Source organism: Pantoea sp. XY16, from assembly GCF_025153065.1.
Classification (GTDB): domain Bacteria; phylum Pseudomonadota; class Gammaproteobacteria; order Enterobacterales; family Enterobacteriaceae; genus Pantoea; species Pantoea alfalfae.
The window spans coordinates 48737-68878 of sequence record NZ_JANZNP010000017.1 but is presented as its reverse complement, the minus strand read 5'-3'; the positions used below and the strand labels follow the sequence as shown (position 1 = coordinate 68878).

19 protein-coding genes and 1 other RNA gene are annotated in these 20142 nt (G+C 56.2%); 13 read left to right on the top strand and 7 right to left on the bottom strand.

Features of this window, described 5'->3' with window-relative positions:
• Positions 1-6: 6 nt before the first annotated feature.
• Positions 7-912, bottom strand: coding sequence for a LysR family transcriptional regulator ArgP (locus N1689_RS20490; protein ID WP_010248822.1), 906 nt, complete (start codon positions 910-912; stop codon positions 7-9).
• A 182-nt stretch (positions 913-1094) separates the two neighbouring features.
• Here N1689_RS20490 and rpiA point away from each other — a divergent pair, with 182 nt between their 5' ends.
• Both rpiA and serA read left to right on the top strand, forming a co-directional pair.
• A complete protein-coding gene (gene rpiA / locus N1689_RS20485; RefSeq protein ID WP_010248819.1) occupies positions 1095-1754 on the top strand; it encodes a ribose-5-phosphate isomerase RpiA in 660 nt (219 codons plus the stop codon).
• A 279-nt stretch (positions 1755-2033) separates the two neighbouring features.
• Positions 2034-3272 carry a phosphoglycerate dehydrogenase gene (serA, locus tag N1689_RS20480; RefSeq protein ID WP_161732614.1) on the top strand — a complete coding sequence of 413 codons (1239 nt, stop codon included), beginning with the start codon at positions 2034-2036 and terminating at the stop codon, positions 3270-3272.
• A gap of 344 nt (positions 3273-3616) precedes the next feature.
• On the opposite strand, the gene N1689_RS20475 is transcribed toward serA, so the two are convergent.
• The 3 genes from N1689_RS20475 to zapA form a co-directional block, all read right to left on the bottom strand.
• Positions 3617-4210 carry a 5-formyltetrahydrofolate cyclo-ligase gene (locus N1689_RS20475; protein WP_260060057.1) on the bottom strand — a complete coding sequence of 198 codons (594 nt, stop codon included), beginning with the start codon at positions 4208-4210 and terminating at the stop codon, positions 3617-3619.
• 91 nt (positions 4211-4301) lie between these two features.
• A non-coding RNA gene (gene ssrS, locus N1689_RS20470) (6S RNA) lies at positions 4302-4484 on the bottom strand.
• Positions 4485-4523: 39 nt separating this feature from the next.
• A complete protein-coding gene (zapA, locus tag N1689_RS20465) occupies positions 4524-4853 on the bottom strand; it encodes a cell division protein ZapA (RefSeq protein ID WP_008925677.1) in 330 nt (109 codons plus the stop codon).
• A 170-nt stretch (positions 4854-5023) separates the two neighbouring features.
• Between zapA and N1689_RS20460 the strand changes: the two genes are divergently transcribed.
• From N1689_RS20460 to N1689_RS20425, 8 genes are all read left to right on the top strand, one after another.
• Positions 5024-5602, top strand: coding sequence for a YecA family protein (locus tag N1689_RS20460; protein WP_022623836.1), 579 nt, complete (start codon positions 5024-5026; stop codon positions 5600-5602).
• Between the two features lie 46 nt (positions 5603-5648).
• Complete coding sequence (gene pepP / locus N1689_RS20455; protein WP_260060051.1) at positions 5649-6971, top strand: Xaa-Pro aminopeptidase; 1323 nt, start codon at positions 5649-5651, stop codon at positions 6969-6971.
• Positions 6968-8146, top strand: a complete 1179-nt coding sequence (gene ubiH, locus N1689_RS20450) for a 2-octaprenyl-6-methoxyphenyl hydroxylase (protein WP_260060050.1) — start codon at positions 6968-6970, stop codon at positions 8144-8146. Before pepP ends, ubiH begins: the two co-directional genes overlap by 4 nt.
• A gap of 13 nt (positions 8147-8159) precedes the next feature.
• Positions 8160-9362: an FAD-dependent 2-octaprenylphenol hydroxylase gene (gene ubiI / locus N1689_RS20445; RefSeq protein ID WP_260060049.1), complete on the top strand. Its 1203-nt coding sequence runs from the start codon at positions 8160-8162 to the stop codon at positions 9360-9362.
• A 432-nt stretch (positions 9363-9794) separates the two neighbouring features.
• Positions 9795-10892 (top strand): glycine cleavage system aminomethyltransferase GcvT, encoded by a 1098-nt coding sequence (gene gcvT / locus N1689_RS20440; protein WP_161732606.1) that lies wholly within the window; start codon positions 9795-9797, stop codon positions 10890-10892.
• A gap of 23 nt (positions 10893-10915) precedes the next feature.
• Complete coding sequence (gcvH, locus tag N1689_RS20435; protein WP_161732604.1) at positions 10916-11302, top strand: glycine cleavage system protein GcvH; 387 nt, start codon at positions 10916-10918, stop codon at positions 11300-11302.
• Between the two features lie 80 nt (positions 11303-11382).
• Positions 11383-14256 (top strand): aminomethyl-transferring glycine dehydrogenase, encoded by a 2874-nt coding sequence (gene gcvP, locus N1689_RS20430; protein ID WP_161732602.1) that lies wholly within the window; start codon positions 11383-11385, stop codon positions 14254-14256.
• A gap of 66 nt (positions 14257-14322) precedes the next feature.
• Positions 14323-15066: an SDR family oxidoreductase gene (locus N1689_RS20425; protein ID WP_161732600.1), complete on the top strand. Its 744-nt coding sequence runs from the start codon at positions 14323-14325 to the stop codon at positions 15064-15066.
• A gap of 27 nt (positions 15067-15093) precedes the next feature.
• Here the strand turns inward: N1689_RS20425 and N1689_RS20420 are convergent, their stop codons facing one another.
• Both N1689_RS20420 and N1689_RS20415 read right to left on the bottom strand, forming a co-directional pair.
• Positions 15094-16533: a 6-phospho-beta-glucosidase gene (locus tag N1689_RS20420; protein ID WP_161732598.1), complete on the bottom strand. Its 1440-nt coding sequence runs from the start codon at positions 16531-16533 to the stop codon at positions 15094-15096.
• 115 nt (positions 16534-16648) lie between these two features.
• Positions 16649-17368, bottom strand: coding sequence for a MurR/RpiR family transcriptional regulator (locus N1689_RS20415; protein ID WP_253419968.1), 720 nt, complete (start codon positions 17366-17368; stop codon positions 16649-16651).
• Between the two features lie 168 nt (positions 17369-17536).
• Here N1689_RS20415 and N1689_RS20410 point away from each other — a divergent pair, with 168 nt between their 5' ends.
• The gene (locus tag N1689_RS20410; RefSeq protein WP_253419965.1) at positions 17537-18202 is read left to right on the top strand and encodes a hemolysin III family protein; all 666 of its coding nucleotides are present in this window, start codon (positions 17537-17539) and stop codon (positions 18200-18202) included.
• A gap of 51 nt (positions 18203-18253) precedes the next feature.
• On the opposite strand, the gene ygfZ is transcribed toward N1689_RS20410, so the two are convergent.
• Positions 18254-19240 carry a tRNA-modifying protein YgfZ gene (gene ygfZ, locus N1689_RS20405; RefSeq protein WP_260060048.1) on the bottom strand — a complete coding sequence of 329 codons (987 nt, stop codon included), beginning with the start codon at positions 19238-19240 and terminating at the stop codon, positions 18254-18256.
• A 226-nt stretch (positions 19241-19466) separates the two neighbouring features.
• Between ygfZ and sdhE the strand changes: the two genes are divergently transcribed.
• Positions 19467-19733, top strand: coding sequence for an FAD assembly factor SdhE (sdhE, locus tag N1689_RS20400; RefSeq protein ID WP_013358937.1), 267 nt, complete (start codon positions 19467-19469; stop codon positions 19731-19733).
• Positions 19708-20118 (top strand): protein YgfX, encoded by a 411-nt coding sequence (locus tag N1689_RS20395; RefSeq protein ID WP_253419958.1) that lies wholly within the window; start codon positions 19708-19710, stop codon positions 20116-20118. Before sdhE ends, N1689_RS20395 begins: the two co-directional genes overlap by 26 nt.
• Positions 20119-20142: the final 24 nt, after the last annotated feature.

Sequence of the window (20142 nt, the reverse complement as noted above, 5' to 3'; positions counted from 1 at the left end):
TTGTTTTCAGGCTGCCACGTCATCCTGCCGCAGCACCCGATGTCCATGCGCAATCAGCGCATCGGTCACCCGACGCATTAACCGGCTTTCCGGCGCAAACCGATGCCAGTAGAGCATCCGCCGCTGACACAGACCCGGCGTCAAATCGATTAACTCACCGCTTGCCAGCTCACGCTCAATCTGAAGATGTGGGATCATACAGCAGGTCGAACCCTGTCGCGCCATCTGCACAAAAGCTTCAGAGGAGTTCACAATGTGACAGGGCACGCTGCCCGGTGAGAGATCAAAGTTCTGCTGCAGGAAGGCCTGATGCATATCATCAAGATGGTCAAACGCTACCGCAGGCGCTTTCAGCAGGGCAGAGCGAGTGACGCCGTTTGGGAAGAAGCGATCGGCAAAGTCGCGTGACGCCACAAACAGATAGTCGAGCGCACCGAGCTGATCCACCAGGCAACTTGGCAGCGGCTGCGGCTGAATACTCACCGCACCCACCACTTCACCCCGACGCAGACGCTCCTGAGTGCGGGTTTCATCTTCGACCTGCAGATTCAGACGCACAGGTGAATCCGCCAGTACATCTTTCAGTGCGGGCAGCAGCCAGGTCGCCAGACTGTCGGCATTGACCGCCAGCGACAGCAGCAGCGGCGTGGTGCCACTGTTCTCGTCGCCCAGCCACTCCTCTTCCAGCAATTCTACCTGATGCAGCAACGCCAGCAGTTTTTGCCCCTGTTCAGTCGGACGCGGTGGCACGGTACGTACCAGCAGCGGCTGACCAAACAGGTTCTCCAGCTGCTTGATACGCTGTGAAACCGCCGACTGGGTGATACATAACTTTTGTGCGGCACGCTCAAAGCCGCGTTCGCGGATCACTGAATCCAGCGCCTGAAGCGTTCGATAATCCGGGCGTTTCATTCTTCTTCTCTCTCCTTCAGGGTGGACGTCACTATGCCACAAAAGTGTCACCTGTGATGGCTCTCTTATTTTTTGTGGGCTGGCTTCCAAAGCGATAAATCCACGTCGGACAGCCGAGCATTTTCAGCAAGCCTTGTTTTATACTACGCGCACTTCGTTGTCGCACAGGTTTTAAACATACCATGACCCAGGATGAACTGAAAAAAGCCGTTGGCTGGGCTGCACTTGAGTACGTGCAGCCGGGCACCGTTGTTGGCGTAGGCACCGGATCCACCGCTGCCCACTTTATTGATGCGCTGGCCACAGTCAGGCATCAGATTGAAGGTGCTGTCTCCAGCTCGGATGCCTCAACCCAGAAGCTTAAGAGCCTGGGTATTCAGGTGTTCGATCTGAACGAGATTGACCTGCTGTCGGTATACGTTGATGGCGCGGATGAGATCAACCCACAGATGCAGATGATCAAAGGCGGTGGCGCAGCGCTGACGCGCGAAAAGATCGTGGCCGCAGTGGCAGAGACGTTTATCTGCATCGCTGACGCCTCAAAAGAGGTCGATGTGCTGGGGCGTTTCCCTCTGCCGGTCGAAGTGATTCCGATGGCGCGCAGTTACGTGGCGCGTCAGCTGGTGAAAATGGGTGGCTTACCTGAGTATCGTCAGAACGTGGTCACGGATAACGGCAACATTATTCTTGATGTGCATAATCTCCGCATTCTCGATCCGATTGAGCTGGAAAAAACCATCAATGCTTTGCCTGGCGTCGTGACCGTTGGCCTTTTTGCCGCGCGCGGTGCCGATATCGCATTGATCGGCGGTCCTGATGGCGTGAAAACCATCAAAAAATGATCTGTCTGACGCTGTAAAGGCGCCGGTTATTTCTGCCTGCAAATCATCTTTTCTCGCGTCGGTGAAATTTGGTGACTTATGTCACATAACCGTCATCGACAGTAGGTTCGTTCTCTCTTCATCGCTGACCTCATGATTTTGTCCGGCAATGTGCTGCTGCCAGCCATTGCCATGCTGGCTGGCGGGCAATCGTTTGTATTGCCGGACGCGATTTTTTTGATATTTTGACAGAAGGCTGGCTTATGGTAGTCCTCATTGAATGCTGAATAGGATCGGGAAATGGCAAAGGTATCACTGGAAAAAGATAAGATTAAGTTCCTGCTGGTGGAAGGTGTCCATCAGAGCGCGCTGGAAAACCTGCGGGCTGCAGGCTATACCAACATCGAATTCCACAAGGGCGCACTGGACTCCGACGCGTTAAAAGCATCGATCCGCGATGCGCACTTCATTGGTATCCGTTCCCGCTCCCAGCTCACTGAAGAGATTTTTGCGGCGGCTGAAAAGCTGGTCGCCGTGGGCTGTTTCTGTATCGGCACCAACCAGGTTGATCTGCAGGCGGCTGCCCGCCGGGGTATCCCGGTGTTCAATGCGCCTTTCTCGAATACCCGCTCGGTGGCGGAGCTGGTCATTGGTGAGATGCTGCTGATGTTGCGTGGCATCCCGGAAGCAAACGCGAAAGCACACCGTGGCATCTGGAATAAGATTGCCAAAGGCTCATTTGAAGCGCGTGGCAAAAAGCTGGGCATCATCGGTTACGGTCATATCGGTATGCAGCTGGGCGTGCTGGCAGAAAGTCTGGGCATGCATGTTTTCTTCTACGACATTGAAAACAAGCTGCCGCTGGGTAATGCCACGCAGGTACGCCATCTTGCAGACCTGCTCAACATGAGCGACGTTGTCAGCCTGCACGTGCCGGAAACGGCCTCTACACAGGATATGATCGGTGCAGAGCAGCTGGCGCAGATGAAACCCGGTGCGCTGCTGATTAACGCCTCACGCGGTACAGTCGTGGATATTCCCGCGCTGTGTGATGCCCTGGCCAGCAAGCATGTGGGTGGTGCAGCCATCGACGTCTTCCCGACCGAGCCAGCCACCAACAGCGAGCCGTTTATCTCTCCATTGAGTGAGTTCGACAATGTGATCCTGACGCCGCACATTGGCGGATCGACAGAAGAAGCGCAGGAGAATATCGGGATTGAAGTGGCGGGCAAGCTGGCAAAATATTCCGATAACGGCTCGACTCTCTCAGCGGTCAACTTCCCGGAAGTATCACTGCCGATTCACGGTATCAGCGCCAGTCGTCTGCTGCATATCCATGAGAACCGTCCTGGCGTGCTGACGGCCATCAACCAGATTTTTGCCGAGCAGGGTATCAACATCGCCGCCCAGTATCTGCAAACTTCACCGTTCATGGGCTATGTGGTGATCGACATTGATGCAGAGCCGGAAGTGGCCGAGAACGCGCTGCAGCTGATGAAGGCGATTCCGGGTACTATCCGCGCGCGTCTGCTCTACTAAGCGCTACCAACCTGAACAGGCGCTTAGTCGCGTCTCTTCAGGTAGGTAATACAGGCTGTCGCGATTTACTGTAAGATCGAGACTGCGAAGAGAACACGGTCAGATCGGAAAGACGCAAAATCCGCCATCCCTGGCATGCCCGGCCCGCGCGATTAGGCACCTCATCCCTGAGGTGCGCCCGTAAACGGGCCAACGCTTTGCGTTGTTCAAAAACGCTCCCGGCGTTTTTGTCCCTTGCGCGGGACGCTTTCCTCTTCTGACCATGTTCCCTGCGCGTTAAGCTTTTCCATTGCTGCCAGATGCGCCCAGGTATGGGTTTTCACTTGTCTGCAAAAGCGACGCTTCTACTCCCACTGCCAGAGTTTTGATGGCGTCATTACCGCCGGCAAAGGCACATCCCATTCTGCCACCGGCAGGCTATCGACCTGCTGACAATCGTGTGCCAGGCCCACCGGCAAAAAACCGTGCTGCCGCCAGTTCTGCAGGGTACGATCGTAGAAGCCGCCGCCCATCCCCAGACGCTGTCCATGCTGATCAAATGCCACCAGCGGCACCATCATCAGATCCAGTTGGTCAAGGGTGATCAACTGCCGGATATCCAGCGGTGGTTCAGGAATGCGCAGCTTATTTTTGAGCAATGGGGTATCGGGCGAGTAGCGCAGAAACAACAAATTACCGGGGGAGAAGGGGTGTAAAACCGGCAGACAGACCGTTTTCTTCAGATGCCAGAGGCGGGCAATCAGCGGACGGGTATTCAGTTCGCCATCCACCGACAGAAAAAGGGCGATATTGCGCGCTTCAGTCACCGGGGCGTAGTTGAGCGCATGTTCAGCGAGCTGCTCAGCGGCCTGCGTTTGCTGCTCATCGGTGAGTGCCCGTCGCAGATGTCGCACATGCTGGCGAATCACCTGACGCTGGGTCATTGAAGGTTCAGACATGGAAGGTTCAGACATGATTTCCCCGCCGGATAAGTCGCTGTTGAGCGACTATAACATGTCAGTCAGGGGAAAAAGCAGGACTACAGGAAGAGAGATCTCCGAGATGCCGCCGTAGGCTGTAACCCTTGAACCCTTGGTTCAAGGTGAACATGCCGTCATAACCATCAGGCTTCTCGGACGAACCGAGCATGCACACAGGTTACGAGCGTCACATTCTGTTTTTTCGAAATATCGGCTCAGGGGACTGGCCCACATGCAAACATCTCAGAGAAGATTTACCTCACCGTTACTTAAGTATAGCAACCATGAAGTTTTATTCGAATTTCGCACCCTCACGCTCAGAGATGCGACCCTGCTCAACTAATGCCTGTTCAATCGTCTGCTGCAACATACGGATACGTTGTTCCATATTAGCAGCATAATCGCGCGTTTTCACTTTCTCTTGCGCCAGCTCGTGGCAGACGTTTAACGCGGCGATGAACACCAGTTGTTCTGTATTGGTGACTCTAGTGCGAACTTTTAGATCTTGCAACCGTTGATTGAGATCTTCAGCCGCGCTATTGAGCGCATCTTGCTGCTCTGGCGGACAATTTACTCTCAACGAACGACCAAAAATTTGTAAATCTACCGGTTGTGCAGACATGCCACCTTCCTGACTGATTACTTCGCTCGCAACTCCCTTAGCAGTCAATGGCTTGGGAGGCGGGCAACTATATAGACCCACGAAATAAGATACAACCCCTTTTCTGGAAACCTTGAGGCAGCTAGTGGTAGCATAACACGAACTTATTCTGCCAACGACGATGAAAACTTATGTCCTTACAGAACGCAACCCCCGATTACAACGCGCTCGCGGCGGTGCTCTCACAGCAGGGTGTTGGAATGACGCCCGCGGAAATGCATGGCCTGTTGAGCGGGATCCTCTGCGGTGGTAACCAGGACACCAGCTGGAAGACGCTGGTACACGATCTGGCTAACGAAGGCATGGCGTTTTCACACACTCTTGCCGTGCCGCTGGCGGAGCTACACGAGCATACGGCGACTACGCTGGAAGATGAAGGCTTCCTGTTTCAGCTACTGCTGCCTGCTGACGACGACATCACCGTATTTGACCGTGCCGACGCGCTGGCGGGCTGGGTTAACCATTTTCTGCTCGGCCTGGGCGTAACACAGCCTAAACTGGATAAGGTCACCGGCGAAACCGGCGAAGCAATCGACGATCTGCGTACTATCGCCCAGCTCGGTTACGAAGAAGATGAAGACCAGGAGGAGCTGGAGCAGTCGCTGGAAGAGGTGATTGAGTATGTACGTGTCGCCGCACTGCTGTGCCACGATACGTTTACCCGTCCACAGCCTACTGCGCCAGAAGTGCAAAAACCGACGCTACACTAATTTCAGGTCAACGCGTTTAACCGGTCAGTTTACAGGGAGTGCAGAGATGATTTCACTGGAACGATACCTGCAGCGTCGTCAGGCGCTGCTGGCAAAGATGGCGCCTGGCAGCGCAGCGCTGATTTTTGCTGCGCCCGAAGTGACGCGCAGTAATGACACGGAATATCCGTTTCGTCAGAGCAGCGACTTCAGCTATTTCACCGGCTTTAACGAGCCGCAGGCACTGCTGGTACTGATCAAAAGCGATGAAAATCACAACCACAGCGTGCTGTTTAACCGCGTTCGCGACCCGGCAGCGGAAGTCTGGTCTGGCCGTCGGCTGGGCCAGGAGGCGGCTCCCGAAAAACTGGGCGTCGATCGTGCCCTCCCCTGGAGCGATATCAACGAACAGCTGCACCTGCTGCTGAATGGCCTTGACGTCATTTATCATGCGCAGGGCGAATATGCCCATGCGGATACGCTGGTGTTCAGCGCGCTGGACAAGCTGCGTCGCGGTTTCCGCCAGAATCTAAGCGCGCCTGCCACCGTCACTGACTGGCGTCCGTGGGTGCATGAGATGCGTCTGTTTAAAGATGCGGATGAAATTGAGTTGTTACGTCGCGCCGGGATAATCAGCGCACTGGCGCATACCCGTGCCATGCAAACCTGCCAGCCAGGCATGTTCGAATATCAGCTGGAAGGGGAAATTCTTCACGAGTTTACCCGTCACGGCGCGCGTTTTCCCTCCTATAACACCATTGTGGGTGCTGGTGAGAACGGCTGCATTCTGCACTACACCGAAAATGAAAGTGAAATGCGCGACGGCGATCTGGTGCTGATCGATGCAGGCTGTGAATTCTACGGCTACGCTGGCGATATCACCCGCACCTTCCCGGTTAATGGCAAATTCAGCCCGGCGCAGCGCGCGATTTATGACATCGTACTGGCTTCGCTGAACCGATCGCTTGAGCTGTTCCGGCCCGGCATCAGCATTCGTGAAGTGAATGATGAAGTGGTGCGCATTATGGTGACGGGCCTGGTTGATCTGGGCATCCTTGAAGGCGACGTTGATACCCTGATCGCTGAAGAAGCACATCGCCAGTTTTACATGCATGGCCTGGGGCACTGGCTGGGGCTGGATGTTCATGATGTCGGTCACTATGGTACCCCCAGCCGCGACCGCGTATTGGAGCCGGGCATGGTGTTAACCATTGAGCCGGGCCTTTATATCGCCCCGGATGCGGATGTGCCCGCACAGTATCGCGGCATCGGTATCCGAATCGAAGATGACATTGTGATCACTGAAGATGGTATTGAAAATCTTACCGATAGCGTCGTGAAAGAGGCGGATGAGATTGAAGCACTGATGGCGGCGGCAAAACAGGCATGACGATTCTGATTGCCGGCGGCGGCATGACCGGGGCGACGCTGGCGCTGGCGCTCTCCCATCTCACTCAGGGTACCCTGCCGGTGACGCTGATTGAAAGCAGTGAGCCGGGCAGTCGGGCGCACCCCGGTTTCGATGGCCGCGCGATTGCGCTCTCTGCCGGCACCTGCCAGCAGCTGGCGGACATCAATCTGTGGCAGCGCATCGCCAGCTGTGCCACCCCGATTACCGACATCCATGTCTCCGACCGCGGGCACGCTGGCTTTGTGTCGCTGGCAGCGGCGGATTACGCTATTCCGGCGCTGGGACAGGTGGTTGAACTGTTTGACGTCGGTCAGCGGCTGTTTGCGGAACTGAAAAAAGCGCCAGGCGTGACGCTGCGCTGTCCGGCGCGCGTTGCGCATGCCCAACGCAGCGAGCAGCAGGTGGAGGTGACGCTGGACAGTGGCGAGCAACTCAGTGGCAAACTGCTGGTGGCGGCGGATGGCACGCGCTCTGCGCTGGCCGCCTCGTGCGGTATCCAGTGGCAACGGGACGACTATCAACAACTCGCCGTGATTGCCAATGTCACCACTGCGCTGCCTCATCAGAGCCGGGCATTCGAGCGTTTCACCCAACATGGCCCGCTGGCGCTGCTGCCGATGTCCGGCAACCGTCTGTCGCTGGTCTGGTGTCATCCGCTGTCGCAGCGTGAACAGATTGAGGCGTGGAGCGAGGCTGAATTTCTCAGCCAGTTGCAGCGTGCCTTTGGCTGGCGCCTGGGCAAATTCACCCACACCGGTCAGCGTGAATATTACCCGCTGGCGCTGCACCGGGCGATGTCGCCCGTGACGCATCGCGTGGCGGTGGTGGGCAATGCGGCGCAGACGTTGCATCCGATTGCTGGTCAGGGCTTCAATCTTGGCCTGCGTGATGTGATGTCGCTGGCTGAAACCCTGGCCGCCGCCCATCGCCAGCAGCAGGACCCCGGCAGTTATGCAGTGCTTAACCATTACCAGCAGCGTCGTCAGCCCGATCGCGCCGCGACTATCGGTATTACCGACGGGCTGGTTCGCGTCTTTGCGAATCGCTATGGCCCGATGGTAGCCGGTCGCAACCTGGGCCTGCTGGCGATGGATCATCTGCCGTGGCTACGAAATCAACTGGCTGAGCGTACGCTTGGCTGGGTTAAGCGTTAATAAAGAGGCTCAGATGCAAACTTTTGATGTGGTGATTGCCGGTGGCGGTATGGTGGGACTGGCGGTGGCCTGCGGCTTGCAGGGCAGCGGACTGCGCATCGCCGTCCTGGAAAAATCACCGGAGCCACCGCTGGCGATGAGTGCGCCACCGTCCATTCGCGTGTCGGCGATCAACGCCGCCAGTGAACGGCTGTTGCAGAAGCTGGATGTCTGGTCGACCATTCTCTCGCTGCGTTCCAGCGCTTATCACGGCATGGAAGTGTGGGATAAGGATAGTTTCGGTGCCATCGCCTTTGATGATGAGCATCAGGGCCTGTCGCATCTGGGCCATATCATCGAAAACCCGGTGATCCATAACGCGCTCTGGCAACGCGCCAGTGCCTGCAGTGACGTAACGCTGATGGCACCCTCGCAGTTACAGCAGGTGGCATTTGGCGACAACGAAGCCTTTATTACCCTGCAGGATGGCAGCATGTTAAGCGCGCGATTAATGATTGCCGCCGACGGTGCCAATTCCTGGCTGCGTAATAAAGCCGATATTCCGCTGACCTTCTGGGATTACGATCACCATGCGTTAGTGGCTAACGTCCGCACTGAGAAGCCGCACGACGCAGTAGCGCGCCAGGTGTTCCACGGCGACGGCATTCTGGCTTTCCTGCCGATGCAGGATCCCCATCTCAGTTCCATCGTCTGGTCGCTCTCGCCGCAGGAAGCGAGCCGTCTGGAAACCATGCCGGAAGCGCTGTTCAATCAGCAGCTCTCGGTGGCGTTTGATATGCGGCTCGGCCTGTGCCAGCTGGAAAGCGAGCGCAAATCGTTTCCGCTGGTGGCGCGCTATGCCCGCAACTTCGCGGCACACCGTCTGGCGCTGGTGGGCGATGCGGCTCACACCATTCATCCGCTGGCGGGTCAGGGCGTTAACCTTGGGTTTATGGATGCCGCCGAGCTGATCGGTGAGATTCGCCGCCTGCATCAGCAGGGCAAAGATATTGGTCAGCACCTCTATCTGCGTCGCTATGAGCGCAGCCGTAAGCACAGCGCCGCCATGATGCTGGCGGGAATGCAGGGCTTCCGTGAGATGTTCGCTGGTAATAATCCGGCGAAGAAACTGCTGCGCGACGTGGGTCTGAAGCTGGCGGATCGCCTGCCAGGGGTAAAACCGATGATGCTTAAGCAGGCGATGGGCCTGAATGATTTGCCCGCCTGGCTACGCTAAATCCACGCCTCCTGATAAGCCAGCATCTGCTGGCTTTTTTTATATCTGAACCCCTCTGCACCACCAAAAGGCAACGCTGCACCATCAGGGATCTTCGTTTGATTTATTCTAATTTTGCGGCTGAATTCGCATTACTTTTTCTCATTCATCTCCTGGCGAGCTGCGGGATTTTTTTAACATCCTGAATGCCATCTCGCATAAATTTGCTGCGTATATTTATAATAACTGCATTTATTGCGCGATTAATCACAAAATTGCAGTTTTTTATCCTGTTGGTGGTCGTTCCTGGTTAGGCTGTGCATCTGCTTTCGACCCCGGTTTGCTTATGGTTAATCGTCAGATTCGGTGGTAACGTCAGCCGTAAGAGAACGTTTGCGTCGGCACTGAATTCCGGCGCACTTTTGCACTCAACCGCTTCTGCACAGGATGGTTATGACTCAGCAAACACCTCTGTTTGAACAGCATCAGGCCTGCGGTGCCCGCATGGTGGATTTTCATGGCTGGATGATGCCGCTGCACTATGGCTCCCAGATGGATGAACATCATCTGGTGCGCAGCGATGCCGGTATGTTTGATGTCTCTCACATGACCATTGTTGACCTGACAGGTCAGCGGACCCGCGAATTCCTGCGCTACCTGCTGGCAAATGATGTGGCAAAACTGACGCAGCCGGGTAAAGCGCTCTACACCGGCATGCTGAATGCATCGGGTGGCGTCATTGATGATTTGATTGTTTACTTTATGAGCGAAACGTTCTTCAGACTGGTGGTGAACTCTGCCACCCGTGAGAAGGACCTCGCCTGGATCATCCAACACGCAGAGGGCTATGGCATTACGCTTACCGAACGTGATGACCTGGCGCTGATTGCCGTGCAGGGGCCGCAGGCGCAGCAGAAAGCTCAGACGCTGTTCAGCGAAGAACAGCGTCAGGCTGTCGCTGGCATGAAGCCGTTTTTCGGCGTGCAGTCAGGTGACCTGTTTATCGCCACGACCGGTTATACCGGCGAAGCGGGCTATGAGATTGCTATGCCTGCAGAGGAGGCGGCCGGTTTCTGGCAGCGTCTGCTGGCCGCAGGCGTAAAACCTGCTGGCCTTGGCGCGCGCGACACGCTGCGTCTGGAGGCGGGTATGAATCTTTATGGTCAGGAGATGGATGAAGGCGTTTCACCGCTGGCCGCCAACATGGGATGGACCATCTGCTGGGAACCCGCTGACCGCGATTTTATCGGCCGGGAAGCGCTGGAACTGCAGCGTGAACGCGGCACCGAAAAGCTGGTGGGACTCATCCTCACAGAAAAAGGGGTGCTGCGTAACGGCCTGCCGGTGCGTTTCACCGATGACCAGGGGCAGTTGCAGGAAGGGATCATTACCAGTGGTTCTTTCTCACCAACGCTGGGTTGCAGCATCGCCCTTGCGCGTGTTCCGGCCTCTATCGGCAGCACTGCCATCGTTGAGATCCGTAACCGTCAGATGCCGGTTCAGGTTACCCGTCCCGTTTTTGTCCGCGCCGGTAAGCCGGTCGCCCAGTAAATTTTATTCAGGAGAAATGGCCAATGAGCAATGTGCCGAATACGTTGAAGTACCGCGACAGCCACGAATGGGTGCGCAAAGAAGCCGATGGCAGTTACACCGTGGGAATTACGGAACATGCGCAGGAGTTACTGGGCGACATGGTGTTTGTCGATCTGCCGGAAGTGGGCGCGACGTTTGCCGCTGGTGAAGAGTGCGCGGTCGCAGAATCCGTTAAAGCGGCTTCAGATATCTATGCGCCGATCAGCGGTGAGATTGTGGCGGTCAACGAAGCACTGACTGACTCACCGGAGCAGGTCAACAGCGAGCCTTATGAAGGCGGCTGGTTATTCAAAATCAAAGCCAGCGACGCGTCTGAAATCGACACGCTGCTGGATGCGGATGCTTACAAAGCCTCCATCGACGAGTAGTCGTCAGGCGGCCTCACACAGAGGCCGCAGATTTATGTTTGCTCTCCGGTTCCCCCAGCCCGATTCAGGATTTACTGCTAATGACTCAGACTCTCAGCCAGCTTGAACACAACGGTGCATTCATTGAGCGCCATATCGGTCCTTCACCTGAGCAGCAGGCGCAGATGCTTGACGCGATTGGTGCCCGTTCGCTGGACGCGTTAATCAGCACGATTGTGCCGGCAGACATTCAGCTGCCAGGCCCGCCCGCGGTTGGCGAAGCCGCCACTGAACAGCAGGCGCTGGCCGAACTGAAAGCGATTGCCAGCCAGAATCTGCGTTACAAATCCTGGATCGGTATGGGATACAGCGCGGTCATCACCCCGCCGGTCATCCTGCGAAATATGCTGGAGAACCCGGGCTGGTACACCGCCTATACCCCATATCAGCCCGAGGTCTCGCAGGGCCGTCTGGAAGCGCTGCTGAACTTCCAGCAGCTGACGCTGGACCTCACCGGCATGGATATTGCCTCCGCGTCACTGCTGGATGAAGCCACTGCTGCTGCCGAAGCGATGGCGATGGCAAAGCGCGTCAGTAAGCTCAAAAACGCCAATAAATTCTTTATTGCCGACGATATTCATCCGCAGACGCTGGATGTGGTCCGCACCCGTGCAGAGACATTTGGCTTCGAACTGATTATCGACAGCGCCGACAAAGCGCCCGATCACGACGACCTGTTTGGTGTGCTGCTGCAACAGGTGGGCACCACCGGCGACGCGCACGATTACAGCGCGCTGATTGCCGGACTGAAAGCCCGCAAAGTGGTGGTCAGCGTGGCGGCGGACTTTATGGCGCTGGTATTACTGGAAGCGCCAGGCAAACAGGGTGCAGACATTGTCTTTGGTTCAGCTCAGCGCTTCGGCGTGCCAATGGGCTACGGTGGCCCTCACGCGGCCTTTTTCGCCAGCCGCGACGAACATAAACGCTCTATGCCAGGTCGCATCATTGGTGTGTCACGTGATGCGGCGGGCAACACGGCGCTGCGTATGGCGATGCAGACCCGTGAACAACATATCCGCCGTGAAAAGGCCAACTCCAACATCTGTACGTCGCAGGTGCTGCTGGCAAACATCGCCGGTCTCTATGCGGTATTCCACGGCCCGGCGGGCCTGAAACGCATTGCCTCACGCATTCATCGCTTCACCAACATTCTGGCGGCGGGACTGCAACAGGGTGGCCTGAAGCTGCGCCATCAGCACTGGTTCGACACGCTGACGGTGGAAGTGGCGGATAAAGCCGCCGTGCTGAATCGCGCCCTGAGCTTTGGCGTTAACCTGCGCAGCGACATCCATAACGCCGTCGGCATCACGCTGGATGAAACCACCTGCCGCGACGATATTCTGGCGCTGTTCGCTATTCTGCTGGGTGATGAGCACGGCCAGGATCTGGAAAAGCTCGACAGCGAAGTCGCCGGCGAAAGCCGCGCGATTCCGGCTGGCCTGCAACGCCACAGCGAAATCCTGACCCATCCGGTGTTCAACCGTCATCACAGCGAAACCGAGATGATGCGTTACATGCACAGCCTGGAGAAAAAGGATCTCGCGCTGAATCAGGCGATGATCCCGCTGGGCTCCTGCACCATGAAACTCAACGCTGCTGCCGAAATGATCCCGATCACCTGGCCGGAATTTGCGGAGCTGCATCCGTTCTGCCCGGCGGAACAGGCGACCGGCTATCTGCAGATGATCGGCCAGCTGTCGCAGTGGCTGGTGCAGCTCACTGGCTATGACGCACTTTGTATGCAGCCGAACTCCGGCGCGCAGGGTGAATATGCCGGGCTGCTGGCGATCCGCCGCTATCACGAAAGCCGTGGCGAGGGCGATCGTCATCTCTGCCTGATCCCGAGTTCAGCGCACGGGACTAACCCGGCTTCCGCCCAGATGGCGGGCATGGACGTGGTGGTCGTGGCCTGCGATAAACAGGGCAACATCGACCTTGGCGACCTGCGGGAAAAAGCGGCGCAGGCGGGCGACAAGCTCTCCTGCATCATGGTGACTTATCCCTCCACCCACGGCGTCTATGAAGAGACCATCCGTGAAGTGTGCCAGATTGTGCATCAGTATGGCGGCCAGGTTTATCTGGATGGCGCGAACATGAATGCGCAGGTCGGCATCACCACGCCGGGCTATATTGGCGCGGATGTTTCGCACCTCAACCTGCACAAAACCTTCTGCATACCGCACGGCGGTGGCGGCCCGGGTATGGGACCGATTGGCGTCAAAGCGCACCTGGCCCCGTTTGTGCCGGGACACAGCGTGGTACAGATCGACGGTGTGCTGACGCAGCAGGGTGCGGTCTCCGCAGCGCCGTTTGGCAGCGCCTCTATTTTGCCGATCAGCTGGATGTACATTCGTATGATGGGCGCCGAAGGGCTGAAACAGGCCAGCTCGGTCGCGATTCTGAATGCCAACTATATCGCCAGCCGCCTGCAGTCCGCCTATCCGGTGCTCTACACGGGCCGTGACGGCCGCGTGGCGCACGAATGTATTCTCGACATCCGTCCGCTGAAAGAGCAGACCGGTATCAGTGAGCTGGATATCGCTAAGCGCCTGATTGATTATGGCTTCCACGCGCCGACCATGTCCTTCCCGGTAGCGGGTACGCTGATGGTGGAACCAACCGAGTCCGAGAGCAAAATCGAACTGGATCGCTTTATCGACGCGATGCTGTCGATCCGCATGGAGATTGACCGTATCACGGCAGGTGAGTGGCCGCTCGACGACAACCCTCTGGTCAATGCGCCGCATACCCAGCTGGAAATCGTCAGTGAGTGGTCACATCCTTACAGCCGTGAACTGGCGGTCTTCCCGGCGGGCAGCCACAACAAATACTGGCCGACGGTAAAACGTCTGGATGATGTGTTTGGCGACCGCAATCTGTTCTGCTCCTGCGTGCCGATGAGCGACTATCAGTAAGCTCACCGCAGGTAAGTATTAACTATCAGGGGCCGATTTTTCGGCCCTTTTTACTGGAGAATCAGTATGAAACTGGCACTGGTTACGGGTGGCAGCCGCGGTATCGGACGGGCCACGTCGCTGTTACTGGCAGCGCAGGGTTATCGTGTTGCGGTGAACTATCGTCAGCGTGAGGCCGAAGCGCAACAGCTGGTGGCGCAGATCCAGCAGCAGGGCGGTGAAGCCTTTGCTGTTCAGGCAGATATCAGTGATGAAGCCCAGGTGATGGCGATGTTTGCGCAACTCGACCAGCAGTCTGTGCCGCTGGCGTTGCTGGTGAACAACGCCGGGATTCTTTTTCAGCAGTGCCGCACCGAGCAACTGGATGCAGCGCGACTGCATAAAGTCTTTGCCACCAATGTTATCGGGACCTTTCTCTGCTGTCGTGAGGCGGTTAAGCGGATGGGCACCCATCATGGCGGTCAGGGCGGTGCGATCGTCAATGTCTCATCGGCCGCATCCCGTACTGGTGCGCCCGGCGAATATGTTGATTACGCCGCCTCAAAAGGGGCGATGGATACGCTGACGAAAGGTTTGTCGCTGGAAGTGGCGCAGCAGGGGATTCGGGTTAATAGCGTACGTCCGGGATTTATCTATACAGAGATGCATGCCGATGGCGGCGAGCCGGACAGGGTAGACAGGCTTGCCAGCGTGATCCCGATGGGACGTGGCGGTGAGGCAGAAGAGGTGGCGCAAGCGATCGTCTGGCTGGCCAGTGACGCGGCCTCTTACGTCACCGGCAGCATCATTGACGCTGCCGGTGGGCGTTAACGGGTTTCGTCTGAGCGAAGTAATGAATCAGAGGTTTTCGCCGTTGCTGGCGATAACCTGCTGATACCAGTCAAAGCTCTTCTTCTTCGCACGAGAAAAATCACCGCTGCCATCATCATTTTTATTCACATGAATAAAGCCGTAACGCTTGTCGTACTGACCGGTAGTGAACGAAACGCAATCCAGGCAGCCCCACGGCGTATAGCCCATTAAATCCACACCATCATATGCCACCGCTTTCTTCATCTCTTCGATGTGCGCACGCAGATAGTCGATACGGTAATCATCTTCAATCAGCCCGTCGGCATTGGGCTTATCGATAGCACCAAAGCCGTTCTCTACAATGAACAGCGGCTTCTGGTAACGCTCGTACATCTCGTTCATGGCATAGCGCAGGCCCACCGGGTCGATCTGCCAGCCCCAGTCTGACGCTTTCACATGCGGGTTTTTCACCACACCTTCAAAGCCGGTAATCGGGTCGTCAACGCCGCTGGCATCGGTCTTCACGGCGTTGCTCATGTAGTAGCTGAAGCCGACATAGTCGGCGCAGCCCTGACGCAGTGTCTCGGCATCGTCCGCTTCCATCTGGATGTCATACCCTTTGCGCGCCCACTCTTTCAGGGTGTAGGCCGGGTAGTAGCCGCGCATTTGCACGTCACTGAACACATAGCGCTGATGCATCGACTCCTGCGCCAGCACGACATCGTCCGGGTGGCAGGAGAACGGATAAACCGGGACCATGGCAATCATGCAGCCAATCTGAAAGTCTGGATTGATATCGTGGCCGAGTTTGACCACTCTGGCGCTGGCAACAAACTGGTGATGCATCACCTGATACATCGCCTGCTCAGGCTTCTCGTGTTCGGTGAAGATCACGCCTGAACAGCAGTAACCAAACAGCGGATACTGCCAGTTACGCTGGTTGTTGATCTCGTTAAAGGTCATCCAGTATTTCACTTTGTTCTTATAGCGATTCATCACCACTTCGCTGAAGCGCACAAAGAAGTCGACCACTTTACGGTTATGCCAGCCGCCATACTCTTTGACCAGGTGATAAGGCATTTCGAAGTGCGAAAGGGTGATGACCGGTTCAATGCCATACTTCAGCAGTTCATCAAACAGATCGTCATAGAATTGCAGGCCCGCTTCGTTGGGCTGCTGCTCATCCCCGTTGGGGAAGATGCGGGTCCAGGCAATGGAGGTGCGGAAGCATTTGAAGCCCATCTCGGCAAACAGCGCGACATCCTGTTTGTAGTGGGAGTAAAACTCCACGCCTTTGTGGTTCGGATAGAAATGGCCAGGCTGCACGCCGTCGGTGATCACCCGGTCAACGCCATGCGAACCGCCGGTCAGCACGTCAGCAATGCTGACGCCTTTGCCGCCCTGATCCCAGCCGCCTTCAACCTGATGCGCTGCCACTGCGCCGCCCCAAAGAAAGCCTTTTGGTAACTGCAATTCTGCACTCATGCTTCACCCTATTGCGAATATTGAAATTGCGCTGAGTGTAGCAAGGAAATAATGAAAGTCACGATATAACAGCGCGCAGAAAATGGCGTTTGTTACATCTGAAAAACAGGCTGTTTTATTTCCCCAGCTGACGGCCTATAGCTTCAATAATATAGGTCACTGGCACCTGAGTCGTAATATCGGTGTTGTCGGCCATGCGGATAATCGGCACGTGATAGCAGAGGTTGAAGTCACCAATCTTCGCCAGTGAGCAGCTTTCCGTATTGGTTATCGCAATGATTTTGCACTTATTAATACTAAACTGGCTGGCAATGCGCAGGATCTCTTCGGTTTCGCCTGAGACCGATAAAATAATGGCAATAGCATTTTCATAGAGATCGGGTGCGACAGGATAATAGGGATCGTCAATCGCATGACTGAATTTACCGAGGTTTGAGAAAAAACGCGCGCCATATTTTGCCAGGCTGCCGGAGGTGCCGACGCCAATAAAGAAAATTCGCTCCGCCTGATTAATCTTCTGCGCGGCCTGGGCAATAAGCTGTTCAAACTCCGGGTTATTTATACTCTTAAAAAAGCTCAGCATTTCGCTGACGCCGGCCGTGTTCAGCAGCGGCGCGCTCTGTTGTTCGCTTAAGCGCAGGCGGATGCGGAATTCCGACCAGCCTTCGCAATCCATCTTGCGGCAGAAACGTAGCACGGTAGTAGTAGAGACACCAGCCTGCGCAGCCAGCTCGCGGATCGTCATGTAGCTGACGCCTTCGCGGTGCTTAATGATGAACTGATAGACCTGCATTTCCAGATCGTTAAGACGAGCGAGATCGCGATGCGAAAACATGAATGACTCATAGAACAGTTGACCGGCGGTCAGTTTACCAGATTCAGCATCCGGTTTAACGGATAGCGAAATTCATCAGATAATTTTAGCGTACAGGTGTACACTGAAATCGCTATCATCCCGTCTGGAGAATATTATCACTGCAATTACGCTGTTCAGGACACACTTATGACCCCCACACTTTCTCATAAACAACGACACGCCGCGGACGAGTGGTTCGGCGAAGAAATTGCCAACAGTATCAGTCATGGTCTGGGCTGTCTCTTCGGCATCGTCGGACTGGTGCTGATGCTCAATCAGGCAACGGAGAGGCAGGCTGACACCGTCACTTTTATCAGTTACAGCCTCTATGGTGGCAGCATGATCCTGCTGTTTCTGGCCTCGACGCTTTATCACGCTATTCCGGCTGGCCCGGCCAGACCCTGGCTGAAGAAGCTGGATCACTGCGCTATTTATCTGCTGATTGCCGGCACCTATACGCCGTTTCTGCTGGTCGGGCTGAGAACGCCGCTGGCGTATGGATTAATGGCGGTCATCTGGGGGCTGGCACTGGCGGGTATTCTGTTCAAGCTCACGATTGCGCATCGCTTCAAAGCGCTGTCGCTGGTGACCTATCTTTGTATGGGGTGGCTGTCGCTGATTGTGGTTTATCAGCTGGCGATGATCCTGCCTGCGGGCTGCATCTGGTTGCTGGCCGCAGGCGGAATTATCTATTCGCTGGGCGTGATCTTCTACGTGGCGCGCCGCATTCCCTATAACCATGCCATCTGGCATTTGTTCGTGCTGGGCGGCAGTCTCTGCCACTTCTGCGCTATCTACTTTTATGTGCGCTGATCTGAATTGCAGCACTGGCCCTTCCCTTAACGGAAGGGCCATTTGGCGGAATCAGCTCTCATCCAGTGAGTAGGGCAGCGGCTGAATGGTCAGATGGCCGCCTTCATCACCTTCAACCCGCAGCACGCTATCCGGCTCCAGATCGTTATTCAGCACCACCTGAATCCAGCTGATGCCGTCATCTAACTGCACTGCAGCCAGCACGCTGCCGGTCCGACGCCAGCGATCACCCATCTGCAACTCCAGCGGGGCATTGGCTTCCGGCAGATGACTGGCCTGACCCGCCAGCCAGTAAAGCGCGCGTTTATTGGCACCGCGATATTTCGCCCTCGCGACCATCTCCTGACCGGCATAGCAGCCCTTTTTAAAGCTGATGGCATCCAGCGCCTGCAGGTTAGTGGCCTGGGGAATAAACTGCACGCTGGTGGCCGGATCGATCACCGGAATGCCCGCTTCAATCTCCAGCGCCAGCCACTGCTGACTGTCATTGAACTGTGCATCATCGTTGAGCTTCTGCTTCAGCGCTTCTGCCTGAGACAGCGAAGTGACAATCAGAAAACGCTCGGCCGGATGGGCAAACCATAGCAGCGTCGTTTCGCCCTGCTGTACCACCGGTTTCTCGCTGTCGGGCAGGCTATCAAACAGATTCGCCAGCGCGGCGCGCGCCTGAAAACCGGCAACGCCCAGCAGAACGGACTCATCGTCAGCCGCCATCGTCACTTTCGAAAACACGGCGTATTTCTTTAACTCAGTCAACTGGGTGTCGCGCAGTTCACGGCGGATCAAATAGGCATAGCCTTCGCCGCGATGGAACAGGCGCATATTGCTCCACATTTTGCCTTTGGCATCGCAGTGTGCGGCGGGCGAATGATGGTCGGCATCCAGCGCCGCGACATCCAGCGTTAACTGACCCTGCAGGTAAGCGGTGCTGTCGGCCCCGGTAACGGAGACCAGCGCCCAGCTATCCAGTGACATCAGGGTTAACGGCAGACGAGACGACGCGGCAGGCTGGCGCGGCGGTAAAGTAAATGTGGGCATGGAGATATCCTGTATAAGAAGGTTCATCCGGAATAATATCTTCAATGTTAAAAGAGCCGACTGGCAATGCAACCTGTTTACGGAAAACGGCGCACAAAAGGCGTGATAACCCTGAAAAAATCCAGCCTGAAATGTGGCAGGTTGCACAGCCTGCGACGCTGTACCTGCGAGCCGCAGTAAACCAGGTTACACTAGCGGCCACGTTGAGAATTATGGAAATTGATGCATGGATATTAATGATAAATCACGTATTCAGTGGGCCTGCCGTCGCGGCATGCTGGAGCTGGATGTGGCGATTATGCCGTTCTTCAAATTTGAGTATGACACGCTGAACGACACCGATAAGCAGGTTTTTGTTGCCCTGTTGAAGAGTGACGATCCCGATCTGTTTAACTGGCTGATGAACCACGGTGAGCCAGCCGATCCTGAGCTTAAGCGGATGGTAAAACTGATCCAGCAGCGTAACCATGACCGCGGCCCGGTGGCAATGTAAGCTGCGACCCTCTCGCCTGGCGTGCGGATGTCTGTGCGCCTGGCTGGTGGCTGCCGTTCCTGGTGTAATGCTGATGACGCTGCCTGTGAGCGGCTGGCTGATTAAAACGCCGGTTATTCTGCTGATGCTGGCTGAGGGCTGGCGCAGCGTTCGGCGATTAATTCAGCGGCACGGTACGTTACAGCGGGAAAGCGTTCATTGCTGGATCTGGCAGGGAAAACGCTGGCGGCCCACCCAGCCGCTGCGCTGGTTGCCGATTGGCGTGCTGCTGGTGGCAAAGAGCGAACAGGGTGCCACGCTGCGCTGGTGGCTGATGCGGGACAATATGCAGCCTGGCGAATGGCGGGCGTTGCGCGCCTGCTGTTTCAGCAAAGCGCGGCATTAACGGCAGCAGGCCAGGCAATCATCG

What these genes read in the sequence shown, in the direction of transcription:
- N1689_RS20490 (WP_010248822.1), bottom strand. Translation starts at nt 912, where the DNA reads ATGAAACGCCCGGATTATCGAACGCTTCAGGCGCTGGATTCAGTGATC.
- rpiA (WP_010248819.1), top strand. Translation starts at nt 1,095, where the DNA reads ATGACCCAGGATGAACTGAAAAAAGCCGTTGGCTGGGCTGCACTTGAG.
- serA (WP_161732614.1), top strand. Translation starts at nt 2,034, where the DNA reads ATGGCAAAGGTATCACTGGAAAAAGATAAGATTAAGTTCCTGCTGGTG.
- N1689_RS20475 (WP_260060057.1), bottom strand. Translation starts at nt 4,210, where the DNA reads ATGTCTGAACCTTCAATGACCCAGCGTCAGGTGATTCGCCAGCATGTG.
- zapA (WP_008925677.1), bottom strand. Translation starts at nt 4,853, where the DNA reads ATGTCTGCACAACCGGTAGATTTACAAATTTTTGGTCGTTCGTTGAGA.
- N1689_RS20460 (WP_022623836.1), top strand. Translation starts at nt 5,024, where the DNA reads ATGTCCTTACAGAACGCAACCCCCGATTACAACGCGCTCGCGGCGGTG.
- pepP (WP_260060051.1), top strand. Translation starts at nt 5,649, where the DNA reads ATGATTTCACTGGAACGATACCTGCAGCGTCGTCAGGCGCTGCTGGCA.
- ubiH (WP_260060050.1), top strand. Translation starts at nt 6,968, where the DNA reads ATGACGATTCTGATTGCCGGCGGCGGCATGACCGGGGCGACGCTGGCG.
- ubiI (WP_260060049.1), top strand. Translation starts at nt 8,160, where the DNA reads ATGCAAACTTTTGATGTGGTGATTGCCGGTGGCGGTATGGTGGGACTG.
- gcvT (WP_161732606.1), top strand. Translation starts at nt 9,795, where the DNA reads ATGACTCAGCAAACACCTCTGTTTGAACAGCATCAGGCCTGCGGTGCC.
- gcvH (WP_161732604.1), top strand. Translation starts at nt 10,916, where the DNA reads ATGAGCAATGTGCCGAATACGTTGAAGTACCGCGACAGCCACGAATGG.
- gcvP (WP_161732602.1), top strand. Translation starts at nt 11,383, where the DNA reads ATGACTCAGACTCTCAGCCAGCTTGAACACAACGGTGCATTCATTGAG.
- N1689_RS20425 (WP_161732600.1), top strand. Translation starts at nt 14,323, where the DNA reads ATGAAACTGGCACTGGTTACGGGTGGCAGCCGCGGTATCGGACGGGCC.
- N1689_RS20420 (WP_161732598.1), bottom strand. Translation starts at nt 16,533, where the DNA reads ATGAGTGCAGAATTGCAGTTACCAAAAGGCTTTCTTTGGGGCGGCGCA.
- N1689_RS20415 (WP_253419968.1), bottom strand. Translation starts at nt 17,368, where the DNA reads ATGTTTTCGCATCGCGATCTCGCTCGTCTTAACGATCTGGAAATGCAG.
- N1689_RS20410 (WP_253419965.1), top strand. Translation starts at nt 17,537, where the DNA reads ATGACCCCCACACTTTCTCATAAACAACGACACGCCGCGGACGAGTGG.
- ygfZ (WP_260060048.1), bottom strand. Translation starts at nt 19,240, where the DNA reads ATGCCCACATTTACTTTACCGCCGCGCCAGCCTGCCGCGTCGTCTCGT.
- sdhE (WP_013358937.1), top strand. Translation starts at nt 19,467, where the DNA reads ATGGATATTAATGATAAATCACGTATTCAGTGGGCCTGCCGTCGCGGC.
- N1689_RS20395 (WP_253419958.1), top strand. Translation starts at nt 19,708, where the DNA reads ATGACCGCGGCCCGGTGGCAATGTAAGCTGCGACCCTCTCGCCTGGCG.